Source organism: Pseudomonas sp. S2_A05, from assembly GCF_054668485.1.
The window spans coordinates 2605315-2619998 of record NZ_CP162775.1 but is presented as its reverse complement, the minus strand read 5'-3'; the positions used below and the strand labels follow the sequence as shown (position 1 = coordinate 2619998).

The following is a 14684-nucleotide window of genomic DNA, read 5'->3' as shown; positions in this document are numbered from 1 at the left end:
TTAAGCTCGTATTTATTGATTGTTGCGCCAGTCGAGCGGAGCGCCTTTTTGAGATATGAATGGTGATGCGTGATGGCTGGCTATCGAAAATATTTCGACGTAATTGAGTGTTGTCATACAAGTCAATGGCCTATCGACCGCTAAAATCCATCTCAACCGTCATTCCGCAGTGCTACGATCGGCAAGCCCCGATCACCGGAACCGATCATGCAAGAAGACCTCGACGCGCCCGCGCGCAAACGCACGCACAACCTCGCTCATGACCTGGTGGAAAAGCTCACCCAGAGCATCCTGCTCGGGCAACTGTCACCCGGTGACAAGCTGCCTTCGGAGAACTCCATCGTGCAGGAGCACGGCGTCAGCCGCACGGTGGTACGCGAGGCGATTTCCAAGTTGCAGGCCTCGGGGCTGGTGGAGACGCGCCATGGCATCGGTACTTTCGTCATCGAGCGCGCAGCGGAGCAGGGCCTGCGCCTGAATGTCGACACGGCGCTCGGCGTGCGCAGCATTCTTGAGCTGCGCATGGGCCTGGAAACGCAAGCGGCGGCGCTGGCGGCGCAGCGGCGCAGTGAGCAGCAGGTCCAGCAGATGCGTCAGGCGCTGGATGACTATCAACGGCTGCTGGCGAACAACGACAGCTGCGTGGAGGCCGATCGGCGTTTCCATCTGCTGATCGCCGAGGCCACCGGTAATGCTTGCTTCAGCGAAATCATGCAGCACCTGGGCAGTGCGATGATCCCGCGAAATCGCCTGAATGCTGCCGAGCGTGGCGCGGCGGATCTGAGCAAGCTCGGCCACTTGGCCAATCTGGAACACGAGGCGATTCTGAACGCGATCAAACGTCAGGACGCCGATGCCGCCCGTGCCGCGATGTGGTTGCACCTGACCAACAGTCGCGATCGCTTTACCGCCCAAGGCTGATACCGCTGGTCTGATCTATCGCACGCCCTCAGCACCCGCGCTTCCAAGTAATACGCCCCGGATAATCCGGGCCAGTATTGTGAGGTGCAGCATGGCTGATGACTCGCTTGTTCCCGGTGGCATGGCGCCCACCGAGCAGACCCGCCCCGTATCCGGCACTGACGAGCCGACCCTGAGCGATCACGACGCACCGCCGGGCATGGATCCGGGCCGCGACCCATTGAGCGATGCCGACCGGCCGGATGACTGGAAGGATCCGCCGGATGACGACAATGTACCGCCGGCGGACGAGCCGACGCCGTTGTCGGATGATTTGCGCTGAGGTCTGGATTATTCATTGAGTGGGCCGGCCTCTTCGCGAGCAGGCTCGCTCTCACAGTGGATGACACAAACTCCCTGTGGGAGCGAGCCTGCTCGCGAAGACGGCATCGGCTTCGCAGCAAATTACAGCCATGCTGCGAGTGCCAGACAAGATCGCCAGTCAACCAACACGCAAATCCCGCATCAACAACCCAAAGCGCAAATCCACCGCATCCGGAATCGGCACGTACACCGTATGCCCGTCCCCCGGCGCCACTTCGATCGCTTGCCCGCTGACACTCTGCAACTCATGCAGATCAAAATGGAAATTGCCCTTGGGCGTCATCAGTTCCAGATGATCGCCCACGGCAAAACGATTCTTCACTTTCACTTCGGCCAGGCGATCACGGCGCTCGCCGGTCAGCTCGCCAACGAACTGCTGACGCTCCGACACCGAACTGCCGTGTTGATAATTCTGATATTCGTCGTGCACATGTCGGCGCAGAAAACCTTCGGTGTAGCCGCGCTGGGCCAGCGATTCCAGATCCAGCATCAGGCTGCGATCGAACTCGCGCCCGGCCACGGCATCATCGATCGCCCGGCGATATACCTGGGTGGTGCGTGCGCAGTAGAAATGCGATTTGGTCCGGCCTTCGATTTTCAAGGAGTGCACGCCCATGCGCGTCAGCCGCTCGACATGCTGCACCGCGCGCAGGTCCTTGGCGTTCATGATGTAGGTGCCGTGTTCGTCTTCGAACGCCGGCATCAATTCGTCGGGGCGATTGGCTTCCTGGAGCAGGAAGACTTGATCGGTCGGTGCGCCGAGACCCAGCGTCGGCTCGGGCTGAAAGGTCGGGACGATCTCGCCGAGCTGGTTTTCCGTGGCTTCCTGCGCCGTGTACTTCCAGCGGCAGGCGTTGGTGCAGGTGCCCTGATTGGCATCGCGCTTGTTCATGTAACCGGAAAGCAGGCAGCGCCCGGAATAGGCCATGCACAGCGCGCCGTGCACGAACACCTCCAGCTCCATGCCCGGCACCTGCTCGCGGATTTCACCGATTTCTTCGAGCGAGAGTTCGCGCGACAGGATGATCCGGCTCAGCCCCTGTTGCTGCCAGAACTCGACGCTCGCCCAATTCACCGTGTTGGCCTGCACCGACAGGTGAATCGGCATCTGCGGAAAATGCCGGCGCACCAGCATGATCAGGCCGGGGTCGGACATGATCAGCGCATCCGGGGCCATCTCGATCACCGGCGCCAGATCCTTGAGAAACGTCTTCAGCTTGGCGTTGTGCGGGGCGATGTTGACCACGACGTAGAAACGCTTGCCCTGCGCCTGCGCCTCACGGATGCCCAGCGCCAGGTTGGCATGATCGAACTCGTTGTTGCGCACCCGCAGGCTGTAGCGCGGCTGGCCAGCGTAGACCGCATCGGCGCCGTAGGCGAAGGCGTAGCGCATGTTTTTCAGGGTGCCGGCGGGGGCGAGAAGCTCGGGGGCGATGAGAGTCTGCATTTGGATGTCAGTCGCAAAAGCCGCGCAGGGTAGGGCAGCTGTTGCGAGGGTTCATTGATCTGGATCTATGCTCCATGAATAAACATGGCACTCGCGCGCTCGGCGGCTGACTAAGTGGGGCGGGCGTGCGTGACGCCTGACTGACATGGACCGGATATGAACGAAAAGAGTCTGCAATTCAAATCCCTGACAGTGCTACTGGTGCTGGTCACGGTGGCCTTTATCTGGATTCTGCTGCCGTTCTACGGCGCGGTATTCTGGGCTGTCATCCTCGGCATTCTGTTTGCACCGGTACAGCGCAGGTTGCAGCAGAAGTTCGGCTGGCAACGCAACGTGACGTCGCTGTGCACCTTGAGCCTGTGCCTGGTGGTCGCGATTCTGCCGGTGATCATCGTCAGCATCCTGCTGGTCCAGGAAGGGGCGACGGTCTACAAGAACATTGAAAGCGGCGAGCTGGACATCGCTGCGTATCTGGCGCAGTTCAAGCACAGCCTGCCGCCTTACTTTCAGCACTTGCTCGACCGCTTTGGCATGGGCGAACTCGACAGCTTGCGCGAGAAGATCGTCAAAGCGGCGATGCAGGGCAGCCAGGCGCTGGCGACTCAGGCGTTCAGTTTCGGCCAGGGCACGTTCGAATTCGTGGTGAGCTTTTTCATCATGCTGTATCTGCTGTTTTTCTTTCTGCGTGACGGCCCCGAGCTGGCGCGCAAGATGCGCACTGCCGTGCCGCTGGAAGAAAACCACAAGCGCCGCCTGCAACTGAAGTTCAACCGCGTGGTGCGCGCGACAGTCAAAGGCAACGTGGTGGTGGCCGTGACCCAAGGTGCGCTGGGCGGGCTGATTTTCTGGTTTCTCGACATTCCCAGCGCGTTGCTCTGGGCGGTACTGATGGCGTTTCTGTCGCTGTTGCCAGCGGTGGGCGCGGGGATTGTCTGGGCGCCGGTGGCGGTGTACTTCCTGCTCAGCGGCATGATCTGGCAGGGTGTGGTGCTGGGCTTGTTCGGCGTATTCGTGATCGGCCTGGTCGATAACGTGCTGCGCCCGATCCTGGTCGGCAAAGATACCAAGATGCCCGATTACCTGATTCTGGTCTCGACCCTCGGCGGCCTCGCGGTATTCGGCCTCAACGGCTTTGTGATCGGGCCGCTGATTGCCGCATTGTTCCTGTCGAGCTGGGCGCTGTTCGTCGAGACCAAGCCCAAGGTGCAACTGCCCTAAGCGTGAAATGTGCTGCTGGCGACTTGTTGCGACAAGGCCTGCGCTGCTGGCAACGACGTGAGCGGGCCGCTGATCGGCTCGCCATCGCGCACCAGATACCAGCAAGCGAGCAAACCGGATGCACGCAGCGAAGCGGGAACTGCGCTGCCGATCACCGACATGATTTGAACCTGTGCCATGGGAAAACCTCCATCAAACTGATGGGGCTACCTTAGGGATTTGCCGGCACGACGGACAATCAACGCTTTCGATAGTGGTCATTGATGCCAGTGAGGTCTGGCGTCATTCGACCACTTGATCGAGCATGTGCATGACTTCGCGCTCATTGAGCAGGCCCTTGTGCACGAGGTTTTCGGCGAGCAGGGACAGCAGCTTGGCGCAGCGATGGCCTTCCAGGTGCTTGAGCTCGGTGAGCGCGCTGTACACCTTGTTCGAGGTGCACAGACCGACGATGCGGTGCGGGTTTTGTGTGGGCATACAGTCGTCCTTGTTGTTATCGATCTGTTGTTTACGGACGGATTCAGATTGCGGTTCCGTCATGACAAAGCGGTGACCGTTTGATGAAAAAAATCACTACGGTCGATTCCATCATGCCGACTTTAGCTGCTCAAACTGTTCTCACAGCGACCTTGGCGAGATTTTTCAGACGTTGGCCGACCAGCGGTCATAAAAAGCCCCGCTTGAAAACGGGGCTCTGTGTTGCGCTTACCAGCGTGGACCGCCGTAGTAGCCATGCGGGCCGCCGTAGTAGCCGTGGGGGCGACCGTAATAACCACGAGGCGGGCCGTAATAGACGGGGGCCGGCTGCACGTAGACCGGTTGCTGCACATACACCGGCGCCGGCTGGTAATAGACCGGTGGCGGCGGTTGCTGCACGTAGACCGGTTGCGGCTGAACATAAACCGGCTGCTGCTGCACGTACACCGGCCGATCCTGGTTGATCAGTGCCGAGCCGATGATGGCCGAGCCGACGATCGCGCCAAACACTGCAGGGCCCTGCCAGCCATGGCCACCACCCGCTTCAGCCTGGCCGGTGACGGCAAGTGCGCCAATCAACAAAGCCATGATGGGAAGTTTACGAATCATGATAAGTCCTCGGTTCTTCGACCCGGCGCCGCGGCCTGAGTCAGGCCCACAGTTGTCGCGGGGATACAGCTAAGACAGCAAATTTGCGAAATTCAGCACAGCCGCTGGGTAAATTTTGTGTAAGGTCTGTACCGGCTTCTTTACCCGGCTACGCGGCGCCACAAACAAGCCGCAATGATGATTCAGAACCCGGTGGGCTGGCCAATCCCGTCCATCCGAAAGTGCGTTTGAAGGAGAAGTTTCATGCAGATGAACCCGAACAAAGACACCCAATTGTGCATGTCCCTGTCCGGGCGGCCGGGGAATTTCGGTCTGCGTTTTCACAACCATTTGTATGAACAGCTGGGCCTGAACTTCTACTACAAGGCGTTCAGCAGCCAGGACCTGACCGGCGCGGTCGGTGGCATCCGGGCACTGGGCATTCGTGGCTGCGGCGTGTCGATGCCGTTCAAGGAAGCCTGCATTGCGCTGGTCGATGAGCTGGATGCGTCGGCGGCGGCGATCCAGTCGATCAACACCATCGTCAACACTGGCGGCCACCTCAAGGCCTACAACACCGATTACATCGCCGTCGCGCAATTGCTGGAGAGCCACGCGGTGCCGAAGGATTCCACCTTCGCCCTGCGCGGCAGCGGCGGCATGGCCAAAGCGGTGGCCAGCGCCCTGCGCGATGGTGGCTACAAGAACGGTTTGATTGTCGCCCGTAACGAGCGGGCCGGCCGCGCCCTGGCGGATTCGCTGGGTTATCGCTGGCAGGCCGAGCTGGGTGACGAGCGCCCTCAGATGCTGATCAATGTCACCCCGGTAGGCATGGACGGCGGGCCGGAGGCGGGGCAACTGGCGTTCGATCCTGAAGTGATCAAAGCGGCTGAGACTGTATTCGACGTGGTGGCGATCCCTTCGGAGACGCCGCTGATTGTGCGGGCGCGGGCCGAGGGCAAGCGAGTGATTACCGGGCTTGAGGTGATTGCGATTCAGGCGCTGGAGCAATTTGTCCTGTACACCGGGGTGCGCCCGAATGAGGCGCAGTTTGCGGCGGCGGTGGATTTTGCGCGTAGCTGATTGATCTTTTAGTGGCTGGGCTGGCCTCTTCGCGAGCAGGCTCGCTCCCACAGGTTGAGCTGGAATGCGATTGAATGTGGGAGCGAGCCTGCTCGCGAAGGCCGCGCTGCGGTTCTGGATCACTATCTATAATCCTCGCCAGCACGCACAGATGTGCCCACCACAAAAACCCTAACCGAGGCCGCCCATGCATCCGCCCATCCTCAACCTCAACGAGGTCGAACTCGAAGCCCTTCCCGAAGCCCTGGCCCCTGAAGGCGACACCGCCGGGCGTTATCAGCAGCGTTTCGCGCGCATCGGCCAGCAACTCGGTGCGCAGAAACTCGGTTACCGTCTGTACGCGCTGCCAGCGGGCATGCGCGGCAGTCCATTCCACAGCCATCGGGTCAATGAGGAGATGTTCTACGTGGTGGCCGGGGAGGGCGAGGTGCGCTTGGGAGGCGAGCGTTTTCCGATCCGCGCCGGTGATGTGATCGCCTGCCCACCGGGCGGACCCGAGAAGGCGCATCAGATCATCAATACCAGCGCGGATGAGCTGCGTTATCTGGCGATCAGCACTCAGCAGCAGCCGGAGATCTGCGAGTACCCGGATTCGAACAAGTATGCGGTGATGGATAATTTCGCGGTGGATGCCGAGGGCAAGGCCTCGGGCTTTGTCGCTGTCGCGCGGCAGGTGGATGGGGTGGATTATTGGGATGGGGAGTGACGCGGGCTGCTGAATATCGCGCAGACCCTGTGGGAGCGAGCCTGCTCGCGAAGGCGGCGGGTCATCCAAGATCGTGGTGACTGACACTACGCTTTCGCGAGCAGGCTCGCTCCCACAGAGGTTCTGTTGCGATTATTCGAGGCGGGCCAGGCGTTCTTCCAGTGCGGCGATCCGCGCTTCCAGTTCTTCGATACGCTCCAGGGAAACACCAGCGCTCGAGCGCTCCCCAGGATTTTGCCGCGCCGCCAATATCGCCTCGATATCCGCCGGGTCGCCCAGGGCATGGGTATAACGATCCTCACGCTGCCCGGCCTGACGCGGAATCAATACCGCCAGACCGCGTGCGATCAGCCGTTCAAGCTGATGAACCACCTGCTCGGCGTCCTCGAACTCGTGCATGCGCCCGCTGCGGGTCAGCAGTTCGTTGACGGTCTGCGGTCCGCGCAGAAACATCAAGCCAGTCAGAATCACCTGTGCCGGCACCAGCTCCAGCGCCTTGTCTACCTTGTGCTCCCAGCGGTCGGCACGGCTGCCCATGACCAGCCGGGTGAAACCTCGACCTTCCAGCGCCCGCAGGCTCTGCCCGACCTGACCCTGATTGAGGTTCATCACCGGCTCGCGACTGGTTTTCTGATTGCAGGCCAGCACCAGCGCGTTGAGGGTCAGCGGATAGGTTTCCGGGCTGGTGGCCTGTTTTTCGATCAGCGCACCGAGAATGCGGATTTCCGTGGCATTTAACCGTGGCTGTTCGGAGGTGGATTCTTGTTCGTTGCTCATCGCGCGTTCCCTCTGCAGTCGAAGCCGCCTAGCCTAATCCTTGCCAAACAAAAGGCAAGCCGTGTGCTCATCAAGCATGGCTATAATCGCCACCACGTATTACCCAGCCATCACATGAGACTGCCATGACCATTTCACTGTACGCCGCATCCGTCCCGGTTTTTCAACAAATGCTCAACGCCCTGAGCGATGTGCTGAAAAAGGCCGAAGCCCACGCCAGCGCGAAAAACATCGACCAGAGCGTCTTCCTGCAAGCGCGTCTGTACCCGGACATGTTCCCGCTGGTGCGTCAGGTGCAGATCGCCGTGGATTTCGCCAAAGGCGTGTCGGCGCGTCTGGCCGAAGTCGAACTGCCGAAGTACGACGACACTGAAACTACCTTTGCCGAACTGCAAGCGCTGATCACCAAGGTTCTGGCCTTCATTGGCGAGATCAAGCCAGAGCAGATCGACGGCAAGGAAGGCATCGAAATCGTGACCCGTCCGGGCACGCCGAAAGAGAAGCGCTTCAGTGGTCAGGCGTATCTGCTGACTTACGGCTTGCCGCAGTTCTTCTTCCACGTCACCACCACCTACGCGCTGCTGCGTCATAACGGCGTTGAAGTGGGCAAGCGCGATTACATGGGCGCGTTCTAAACGCCCGGATACGAAAAAAGCCCGCCAAGGTTCGCGCCTTGGCGGGCTTTTGTTTTTCTGTGGGAGCGAGCCTGCTCGCGAATGCGGCGTATCAGGCGATATTAATACTGAATGTCTCGCCCCTTTCGCGAGCAGGCTCGCTCCCACAAGGTAAGGCGGTTACGCCGTACGCTGAGCCTTCTCTTCCTCGCCCAGGCAAGCCGCCGCGGTAAACAGCACGTCAGTCGACGAGTTCAGCGCGGTCTCCGCCGAATCCTGCAGCACGCCAATAATGAAGCCCACCGCCACGACCTGCATGGCGATCTCGCTCGGGATGCCGAACAGGCTGCACGCCAGCGGAATCAGCAGCAGCGAACCACCGGCCACACCGGACGCGCCACAGGCGCAAATGGCTGCGACGACGCTGAGCAGGATTGCGGTCGGAATGTCCACTGCGATGCCCAAAGTGTGCACCGCCGCCAGGGTCAGCACGGTAATGGTGATCGCCGCACCGGCCATGTTGATGGTCGCACCCAGCGGGATCGATACCGAGTAGGTGTCTTCGTGCAGGCCCAGGCGCTTGCTCAATTCCAGGTTGACCGGAATGTTCGCCGCCGAGCTGCGGGTGAAGAACGCGGTAATGCCGCTTTCACGCAGGCACATCAGGGTCAGCGGGTACGGATTGCGGCGCAGCTTCCAGAACACGATCAGCGGGTTCATCACCAGCGCGACGAACAGCATGCAGCCCAGCAGCACCGCCAGCAGGTGCGCGTAGCCCAGCAGCGCGCCGAAACCGGAGGTGGCCAGTGTCGACGCGACCAGGCCGAAGATGCCCAGCGGCGCGAAGCGAATGACCACACGGACGATCACGGTGACGCCGTTGGACAAGTCACCGAGCACTTCGCGAGTGGTGTCGCCGGCATGCCGGATGGCAATGCCCATGCCGATCGCCCAGGCCAGAATGCCGATGAAGTTGGCATTCATCAGCGCGCTGACCGGGTTGTCGACGACGCTCAGCAACAGGCTTTGCAGGACTTCGCCGATGCCGCCGGGCGCAGTCACGGCAACGTTCTCGGTGGACAACACCAGATTTGACGGGAACGCCATGCTGGCGACCACGGCCACCACCGCAGCGCTGAATGTACCCAGCAGGTAGAGGAACAGGATCGGGCGGATGTGGGTTTCCTGACCGTGCTTGTGGTTGGCGATCGAGGCCATCACCAGCACGAACACCAGAATCGGCGCCACGGCTTTCAACGCCGAGACAAACACCTTGCCGATGAACGCGGTGGATTTCGCCAGCTCCGGTGCAATCAGGGCCAGGGCAATACCGGCGATCAGACCAATGACGATCTGGCTGACCAGACTCAGGCGTTTCAGGCGTTGCAGTAACGAAGGGGATGAAGCGGTCATAGCGGCATCTCTGTTTTTTATAGGGTGCGAAGCGTCGTGGGCAGTCACGAAACGCCTGTCGAAGTGACATCAACGCCGCCAAACGGCACGTTGAACAACTGTACGATTTTCAGGGCGCGGACTTTATCACAGCGTAGGCGTGAACCTTCAGGCCTGTGACGATCTGCCACCGGATCGGCCCGGCAGATCGGCAGTTTTGGGCAACTCAGTGCGGACGCAGTCTGTTAAGCTTCGCCATCCTCATTTTCAAGTTCTGCCAGCGGGCCTCCGGGTCATCGCTGGTGTCGTCGTTTTGCTGGAGTTGCGCATGCTGTTGCCTATTCTTCTGTTGTCCGCTGCCGGGTTCACGGTGCTGACCACGGAATTCGTCATTGTCGGCCTGTTGCCGGCGATTGCCCGAGACCTCGAAGTCAGCATCCCGCAAGCCGGGCTGCTGGTGACCTTGTTCGCCTTTACCGTGGCGCTGTTCGGCCCGTTCCTGACCGCGTATTTCGCCCGATTCGAACGGCGCAAACTGTTCATCAGCATCCTGATCATGTTTGGTCTGGCCAATACCGTGGCAGCGTTGGCGCCGAACATCTGGGTGATGGCCATCGCGCGTCTGATTCCGGCGTTGGGTTTGCCGGTGTTCTGGGCCTTGGCCAGCGAGACGGCGGTGGATATCGTCGGCCCGGATTTCGCCGGCCGCGCCATCGCCAAGATCGGCTTCGGTATTGTCTGCGCCACGGTGTTTGGCATTCCGGTCGGCACGCTGATTTCCGATGCGTTCGGCTGGCGCAGCGCATTCGGCATTCTGGCGTTGATCGCGTTTGCCAAAGCCTTGCTGCTGTTTGTCTATCTGCCGAAAACCAGTCTGCACCAACATCAGGTCAGCTTCCGTTCGCAATTCAAGATCCTGCGCAGCCCACTGATGCTCGGCCATATCTTGTTGTCGATTCTGGTGTTCAGCGGCATGTTCACCGCGTACACCTACCTTGCCGACATCCTCGAACGTCTGGCCGGTTTCAACGGCACCGTAGTCGGTTGGTGCCTGATGGCGTTTGGCGCCGTCGGGCTGATCGGCAACTCGCTTGGCGGGCGCGCGGTGGATCGGCATCCGCTGGGGGCGTCGGTGTTGTTCTGCGCGTTCATGATCGCCGGTATGGTTTCGCTGGTGCCGAACATTCATTCGCCAGTCGGCCTGGCGGTGGCGATGGGCATTTGGGGCGTGACCCAGGCGGCGTTGTTCCTGGTTAGCCATGTGCGCTTGATGAAAGCCGCGCCGGAAGCGCCGGCCTTCGCCGCGTCGCTGAACATCGCCGGAGCCAATCTCGGTATCGGCTTGGGGGCGATGGTCGGCGGCCGGGTGATCGACAGCGCCGGTCTTGGCTTTCTCGGCTTTGCCGCTGCCGGCTTCATTTTGCTTTCGGTGTTCCTCGCCATGGTGCTGATGACGCTGAAGCCGCGCGAAGTCTGCGCTTCATAATCCGGTAAACAGCTCGCGTCGGGCACCCTCGGTAATCGCTACGATGCCCGGGTGCTTGACCTTGCGCTCCACCGAGATGGCATAGAACGACTCGCTCACCGCGTCGGTCTGGCCGATCAACTCGACGCCGTACTGACGCTTCACTTCCTCGGCAATCACGCTCGGGCCAATAAAGATCCCGCTGCCGGATTGGCCGAAGGCCTGCATCAAAGCACTGTCATCGAACTCGCCGACAATCTGCGGCTGGATCTGCTGTTCGGCGAACCAGCGCTGCAAACGGCTGCGCACTACGGTTTCCGCGCCGGGAATCAGCAACGGTGCGCCGTGCAGGCTGCGCGGGAAATCCTGGCCATACTGCGCGGCAAGTTCGGCGGTGGCGAAGAAGCTGATCCCGCACTCACCGAGCTTCTGGCTGTAGCCTTTGATGTCCAGATGCGAAGGCATCGGACTGTCGGAAATCACCAGATCCAGACGCTGGATGGCCAGATCAGCGAGCAGGCGTTCGAGTTTGTCTTCGCGACAGGTGATGCGCAGCGGCTCGCTCAATTCCATGGTCGGCGCGATCAGGCGATAAACAATGGATTTGGGCACCACGTCGGCCACGCCGACGCGAAAGAGGATCTGCTGCTCGTTGGGCTGCGCACGCAGCATCAGCTCCAGCTCGCCGCCCAGTTGAAACATTTGCTCGGCGTAGGGCAGGGCCTGGCGCCCGGCTTCGGTGAGCTCCAACTGGCGGCCAACCCGGCGAAATAATTCCACGCCATAGGTTTGTTCGAGCAGTGAAATCTGTCCGCTGATCGTCTGTGGCGTCAGGTTCAGCTGCTCGCACGCCCGGACGATGCTGCCGGTTTTGGCTACAACCCAGAAGTAATGCAGTTGTCGGTAATTGAGCATAGTGATGGCCACTTCGTGAAAACCGAAGTATAGCCGCTAAAAATACGAATTTTCCTGAAGTGTTCGTCTCCCTAGAATGCCCAGCCATCGACGGCCGGTGTGTGCGCCTGTCTGTTCATTCGAAGGAAACCTTATGAAATACACATTTCCCGCAGTGATGTTTGCGTCTTTACTGGTTCTGGCCGGTTGTGATCAGGCGGAAAAAAGCGCCCAACAACTGATGGGCGCGGCGGCTGAAACCGCCAAACAAGCAATCGACGACACCCATAAAGCCGCTGAGCAAGCGCTCAGCGATGCCACTGGTGGTTTGATCGAGAAAAAAGAAACACCGGAAAAACAAGCGGAAGAATCCGAATCTTCCTCCAAGACCATCTAAACCGTCTTACACAGAGTCAGGACTGACCCATGGAATATCTGTTAGAACTCGCCGCCAGCCCCACCGCTTGGGTTGCTTTGGCCACACTGGTGGTAATGGAAATCGTGCTTGGCATCGATAACCTGATCTTTATTTCGATCCTGACCAACAAACTGCCCGAACAGCATCGGCAGAAGGCGCGTCGTATCGGTATCGGCATGGCCCTGATTCTGCGTCTGGCCCTGTTGAGCACCATCGCGTTCATCGTGCAGTTGACCGAGCCTGTGATCGAAATCCTTGGCCAGGCGTTCTCCTGGAAGGACATGATCCTGATCGCCGGTGGCCTGTTCCTGGTGTGGAAGGCCACGACCGAGATCCATCACAGCATGGACCCGTCGCCGGAAGACCCGAAGACCGCGACTTCGACCGTAACCCTGGGTTTTGCCGCGGCCATCGGTCAGATCCTGATGCTCGACATGGTGTTCTCGATCGACAGCATCATTACCGCTGTCGGCATGACCGAACACTTGCCGATCATGATCATCGCGGTGGTGGTGTCGGTGCTGGTGATGCTGCTGGCGGCTGATCCGCTGGCCAAGTTCATCAACGACAACCCGACCGTGGTCATGCTGGCGCTGGGCTTCCTGATCATGATCGGCATGACGCTGATCGCCGAAGGCTTCGGCGCCCATGTTCCGAAAGGTTATGTGTACGCGGCCATGGCGTTCTCGGCCGGTATCGAAGTGTTGAACATGCTGTCGCGCCGGGCGAAGCAGAAGAAGGTTGTTCAGCAGGCGTAATCGCTGAGAACACAAAAAACCGCCTGGGCTGTTGAGCTCAGGCGGTTTTTTTTCGCTTTGATGTTGGGGGGTGGTTTAGAGCTTGCCCCTCATCGGAACGCCGCCCGCCCAGCCCTCTCCCGAGGGAGAGGGGGCCGGTCAGTTCCCTCTCCCTCCGGGAGAGGGCTAGGGTGAGGGGCTCTTGATCTTCAATGCGCAGCAGCGTGCCGCACTGGATGCTTCTCTGTCTTCTCAACCGGCATCGTCTGCACCGGATGATGATGCCGCCGCGAAATCCGCAGCACGCCCCACAACATGGCAGTCGCCACGGCCAGCCAGCCGGCTATCAACATCACGATGGTCATGGTCAGGCTCATTGGTGCCTCCTCTTCGCCCTGCGTCGGGCGCTCGCTTTTCGCAATTCGCTCTATTTCAGTGACAGTCTAGTCAATGGGGTGTTTCAAGCTATTGACCAAAGGTCGTTAGTGACCAATCAGTTTGCTCTATGCAATCGCCCGCTCTGCCGTTTAAGGCTATACCTCTGGCGGGTGCGGCTCTATGATCGCTGGCGTTGCCGGAACACGATGACCGGCGTCTGGAAGAGAGTGATTGATGGTGCAGGTATTTTCTCGAGTGCGCGGAGCGTTGCTTGCCGGCGCTTGCGCGGTGGTGCTGAGCGGATGTGCGGGCAACGTAGCGCCAGAAGTCAAACGCTTGCCAGAGCGAGTTGAACTCAGCGGCACCTTCTATCGTGGCGAAGCCAACCAGAGTGGGCCACAGGTGCTGGCCAGTCTGCTGTCGCAACAAGGCATCGTCATCACCCCGGGCCTTCTGGAAAAACCGCTGCACTTGCCGGGGGCTGAGGACAAGCTGCAGCAGAACATGCAGAACCTCGCCCGCGAATATGGCCTGGTGGTTTATCCGCTCGACAGCCAGCTGCCAGCCTTGCTGACCCAGGTCGCGGCGGGCTACCCGGTCATGGTGCGTTTCAGTGAAGGTTCGGCATTCTGGGCCGAGCCGCGTTACGCGATCCTGTCCGGCTACGACCGCAACAAACAGAAGGTCCTGCTGCGCGCCGGCATGAATCGTCGGCAGTTGATGGATTTCGGCAGCTTTCAAGCAGCGCTCGAAAAGGCCGGTGGCTGGGCGATCCTGATTCAGAAACCGTCGCAGATCCCGGCTGCCGTCGACCGCTCCCTTTGGCTGAAAGCCGCCGATGAACTGGCCCAGGCCGGTGAAGAAAACGCTGCGGCGCAGGCGCGAAAGGCTCTGGCGGCGCAATAAACCTCCGTTCGTCATCTGCCGGGCACGACTGCGCCGGGCCGGCCTCTGAAGATTAATGCCCGTGCTTCGCGGGTGAATCAAGGAGGCAACATGGCAGATTCCCAAACCCCGAAAGGCCCACACTCGTCCGAACATTCCTCGGGCGATGATCTGGGCTTCGATCCGGATTCGCCGGACCTCGAGGATCCGCAAGTTGATCCGGTCGGTCCGGCTAAGGCCCCGCAGGATGTCGAGCCCGGTGAAGATCCGAAGAAACCGGCCAAGCCCTATGATCCGTTAGCCGATCTGAAACCTTGATGT

Annotated in this window: 19 protein-coding genes; 11 read left to right on the top strand and 8 right to left on the bottom strand. The window is 60.3% G+C overall.

The window, feature by feature from the left end; translation table 11 throughout:
- The first annotated feature begins 207 nt into the window (after window positions 1-207).
- Both AB4O12_RS11905 and AB4O12_RS11900 read left to right on the top strand, forming a co-directional pair.
- Complete coding sequence (locus tag AB4O12_RS11905; RefSeq protein ID WP_056788733.1) at window positions 208-921, top strand: FadR/GntR family transcriptional regulator; 714 nt, start codon at window positions 208-210, stop codon at window positions 919-921.
- A 91-nt stretch (window positions 922-1012) separates the two neighbouring features.
- A complete protein-coding gene (locus AB4O12_RS11900) occupies window positions 1013-1243 on the top strand; it encodes a hypothetical protein (protein WP_150634898.1) in 231 nt (76 codons plus the stop codon).
- A gap of 159 nt (window positions 1244-1402) precedes the next feature.
- Here the strand turns inward: AB4O12_RS11900 and trhP are convergent, their stop codons facing one another.
- On the bottom strand, window positions 1403-2731 hold the full coding sequence (gene trhP / locus AB4O12_RS11895; RefSeq protein WP_460062066.1) for a prephenate-dependent tRNA uridine(34) hydroxylase TrhP: 1329 nt from the start codon (window positions 2729-2731) through the stop codon (window positions 1403-1405).
- A gap of 156 nt (window positions 2732-2887) precedes the next feature.
- On the opposite strand from trhP, the gene AB4O12_RS11890 reads away from it, so the two are divergent.
- The gene (locus AB4O12_RS11890) at window positions 2888-3949 is read left to right on the top strand and encodes an AI-2E family transporter (RefSeq protein ID WP_041477173.1); all 1062 of its coding nucleotides are present in this window, start codon (window positions 2888-2890) and stop codon (window positions 3947-3949) included.
- Here the strand turns inward: AB4O12_RS11890 and AB4O12_RS11885 are convergent.
- The 3 genes from AB4O12_RS11885 to AB4O12_RS11875 all read right to left on the bottom strand — a co-directional run bounded on the left by AB4O12_RS11885 (window position 3946) and on the right by AB4O12_RS11875 (window position 5035).
- Entirely contained in the window at window positions 3946-4128 is a 183-nt protein-coding gene (locus tag AB4O12_RS11885) for a hypothetical protein (protein ID WP_041477171.1), read from the bottom strand. The genes AB4O12_RS11890 and AB4O12_RS11885 overlap by 4 nt on opposite strands.
- 103 nt (window positions 4129-4231) lie before the next feature.
- The gene (locus AB4O12_RS11880; RefSeq protein WP_056789862.1) at window positions 4232-4426 is read right to left on the bottom strand and encodes a hypothetical protein; all 195 of its coding nucleotides are present in this window, start codon (window positions 4424-4426) and stop codon (window positions 4232-4234) included.
- 228 nt (window positions 4427-4654) lie between these two features.
- Window positions 4655-5035 carry a hypothetical protein gene (locus AB4O12_RS11875; RefSeq protein ID WP_024013471.1) on the bottom strand — a complete coding sequence of 127 codons (381 nt, stop codon included), beginning with the start codon at window positions 5033-5035 and terminating at the stop codon, window positions 4655-4657.
- 243 nt (window positions 5036-5278) lie between these two features.
- Here AB4O12_RS11875 and AB4O12_RS11870 point away from each other — a divergent pair, with 243 nt between their 5' ends.
- Both AB4O12_RS11870 and AB4O12_RS11865 read left to right on the top strand, forming a co-directional pair.
- Complete coding sequence (locus tag AB4O12_RS11870; RefSeq protein WP_056788742.1) at window positions 5279-6097, top strand: shikimate 5-dehydrogenase; 819 nt, start codon at window positions 5279-5281, stop codon at window positions 6095-6097.
- A gap of 187 nt (window positions 6098-6284) precedes the next feature.
- Window positions 6285-6803 (top strand): cupin domain-containing protein, encoded by a 519-nt coding sequence (locus AB4O12_RS11865; protein ID WP_460062060.1) that lies wholly within the window; start codon window positions 6285-6287, stop codon window positions 6801-6803.
- Between the two features lie 132 nt (window positions 6804-6935).
- Here AB4O12_RS11865 and AB4O12_RS11860 read toward each other — a convergent pair whose 3' ends face one another.
- On the bottom strand, window positions 6936-7580 hold the full coding sequence (locus tag AB4O12_RS11860) for a YceH family protein (protein ID WP_041477166.1): 645 nt from the start codon (window positions 7578-7580) through the stop codon (window positions 6936-6938).
- Between the two features lie 125 nt (window positions 7581-7705).
- Between AB4O12_RS11860 and AB4O12_RS11855 the strand changes: the two genes are divergently transcribed.
- Entirely contained in the window at window positions 7706-8215 is a 510-nt protein-coding gene (locus tag AB4O12_RS11855; RefSeq protein ID WP_041477165.1) for a DUF1993 domain-containing protein, read from the top strand.
- Window positions 8216-8374: 159 nt separating this feature from the next.
- Here the strand turns inward: AB4O12_RS11855 and sstT are convergent, their stop codons facing one another.
- Window positions 8375-9607, bottom strand: coding sequence for a serine/threonine transporter SstT (gene sstT / locus AB4O12_RS11850; protein ID WP_024013468.1), 1233 nt, complete (start codon window positions 9605-9607; stop codon window positions 8375-8377).
- A 307-nt stretch (window positions 9608-9914) separates the two neighbouring features.
- On the opposite strand from sstT, the gene AB4O12_RS11845 reads away from it, so the two are divergent.
- Entirely contained in the window at window positions 9915-11072 is a 1158-nt protein-coding gene (locus AB4O12_RS11845) for an MFS transporter (RefSeq protein ID WP_024013467.1), read from the top strand.
- On the opposite strand, the gene nhaR is transcribed toward AB4O12_RS11845, so the two are convergent.
- On the bottom strand, window positions 11067-11966 hold the full coding sequence (nhaR, locus tag AB4O12_RS11840) for a transcriptional activator NhaR (protein ID WP_016775345.1): 900 nt from the start codon (window positions 11964-11966) through the stop codon (window positions 11067-11069). The genes AB4O12_RS11845 and nhaR overlap by 6 nt on opposite strands.
- A 133-nt stretch (window positions 11967-12099) precedes the next feature.
- On the opposite strand from nhaR, the gene AB4O12_RS11835 reads away from it, so the two are divergent.
- Together AB4O12_RS11835 and AB4O12_RS11830 are read left to right on the top strand one after the other, a co-directional pair.
- Entirely contained in the window at window positions 12100-12342 is a 243-nt protein-coding gene (locus AB4O12_RS11835; protein WP_024013465.1) for a hypothetical protein, read from the top strand.
- 29 nt (window positions 12343-12371) lie between these two features.
- Window positions 12372-13121 (top strand): TerC family protein, encoded by a 750-nt coding sequence (locus AB4O12_RS11830; protein ID WP_056788748.1) that lies wholly within the window; start codon window positions 12372-12374, stop codon window positions 13119-13121.
- Window positions 13122-13309: 188 nt separating this feature from the next.
- Here AB4O12_RS11830 and AB4O12_RS11825 read toward each other — a convergent pair whose 3' ends face one another.
- Window positions 13310-13477 (bottom strand): hypothetical protein, encoded by a 168-nt coding sequence (locus AB4O12_RS11825; protein ID WP_016775342.1) that lies wholly within the window; start codon window positions 13475-13477, stop codon window positions 13310-13312.
- A gap of 235 nt (window positions 13478-13712) precedes the next feature.
- Here AB4O12_RS11825 and AB4O12_RS11820 point away from each other — a divergent pair, with 235 nt between their 5' ends.
- On the top strand, window positions 13713-14384 hold the full coding sequence (locus AB4O12_RS11820) for a cysteine peptidase family C39 domain-containing protein (RefSeq protein ID WP_305381124.1): 672 nt from the start codon (window positions 13713-13715) through the stop codon (window positions 14382-14384).
- Window positions 14385-14474: 90 nt separating this feature from the next.
- Window positions 14475-14681 (top strand): DUF6021 family protein, encoded by a 207-nt coding sequence (locus AB4O12_RS11815; RefSeq protein ID WP_056788754.1) that lies wholly within the window; start codon window positions 14475-14477, stop codon window positions 14679-14681.
- The last annotated feature ends 3 nt before the right edge of the window (window positions 14682-14684 follow it).

Coding starts and splice junctions, on each gene's coding strand:
- AB4O12_RS11905 (WP_056788733.1), top strand. CDS start 208: ATGCAAGAAGACCTCGACGCGCCCGCGCGCAAACGCACGCACAACCTC.
- AB4O12_RS11900 (WP_150634898.1), top strand. CDS start 1,013: ATGGCTGATGACTCGCTTGTTCCCGGTGGCATGGCGCCCACCGAGCAG.
- trhP (WP_460062066.1), bottom strand. CDS start 2,731: ATGCAGACTCTCATCGCCCCCGAGCTTCTCGCCCCCGCCGGCACCCTG.
- AB4O12_RS11890 (WP_041477173.1), top strand. CDS start 2,888: ATGAACGAAAAGAGTCTGCAATTCAAATCCCTGACAGTGCTACTGGTG.
- AB4O12_RS11885 (WP_041477171.1), bottom strand. CDS start 4,128: ATGGCACAGGTTCAAATCATGTCGGTGATCGGCAGCGCAGTTCCCGCT.
- AB4O12_RS11880 (WP_056789862.1), bottom strand. CDS start 4,426: ATGCCCACACAAAACCCGCACCGCATCGTCGGTCTGTGCACCTCGAAC.
- AB4O12_RS11875 (WP_024013471.1), bottom strand. CDS start 5,035: ATGATTCGTAAACTTCCCATCATGGCTTTGTTGATTGGCGCACTTGCC.
- AB4O12_RS11870 (WP_056788742.1), top strand. CDS start 5,279: ATGCAGATGAACCCGAACAAAGACACCCAATTGTGCATGTCCCTGTCC.
- AB4O12_RS11865 (WP_460062060.1), top strand. CDS start 6,285: ATGCATCCGCCCATCCTCAACCTCAACGAGGTCGAACTCGAAGCCCTT.
- AB4O12_RS11860 (WP_041477166.1), bottom strand. CDS start 7,580: ATGAGCAACGAACAAGAATCCACCTCCGAACAGCCACGGTTAAATGCC.
- AB4O12_RS11855 (WP_041477165.1), top strand. CDS start 7,706: ATGACCATTTCACTGTACGCCGCATCCGTCCCGGTTTTTCAACAAATG.
- sstT (WP_024013468.1), bottom strand. CDS start 9,607: ATGACCGCTTCATCCCCTTCGTTACTGCAACGCCTGAAACGCCTGAGT.
- AB4O12_RS11845 (WP_024013467.1), top strand. CDS start 9,915: ATGCTGTTGCCTATTCTTCTGTTGTCCGCTGCCGGGTTCACGGTGCTG.
- nhaR (WP_016775345.1), bottom strand. CDS start 11,966: ATGCTCAATTACCGACAACTGCATTACTTCTGGGTTGTAGCCAAAACC.
- AB4O12_RS11835 (WP_024013465.1), top strand. CDS start 12,100: ATGAAATACACATTTCCCGCAGTGATGTTTGCGTCTTTACTGGTTCTG.
- AB4O12_RS11830 (WP_056788748.1), top strand. CDS start 12,372: ATGGAATATCTGTTAGAACTCGCCGCCAGCCCCACCGCTTGGGTTGCT.
- AB4O12_RS11825 (WP_016775342.1), bottom strand. CDS start 13,477: ATGAGCCTGACCATGACCATCGTGATGTTGATAGCCGGCTGGCTGGCC.
- AB4O12_RS11820 (WP_305381124.1), top strand. CDS start 13,713: ATGGTGCAGGTATTTTCTCGAGTGCGCGGAGCGTTGCTTGCCGGCGCT.
- AB4O12_RS11815 (WP_056788754.1), top strand. CDS start 14,475: ATGGCAGATTCCCAAACCCCGAAAGGCCCACACTCGTCCGAACATTCC.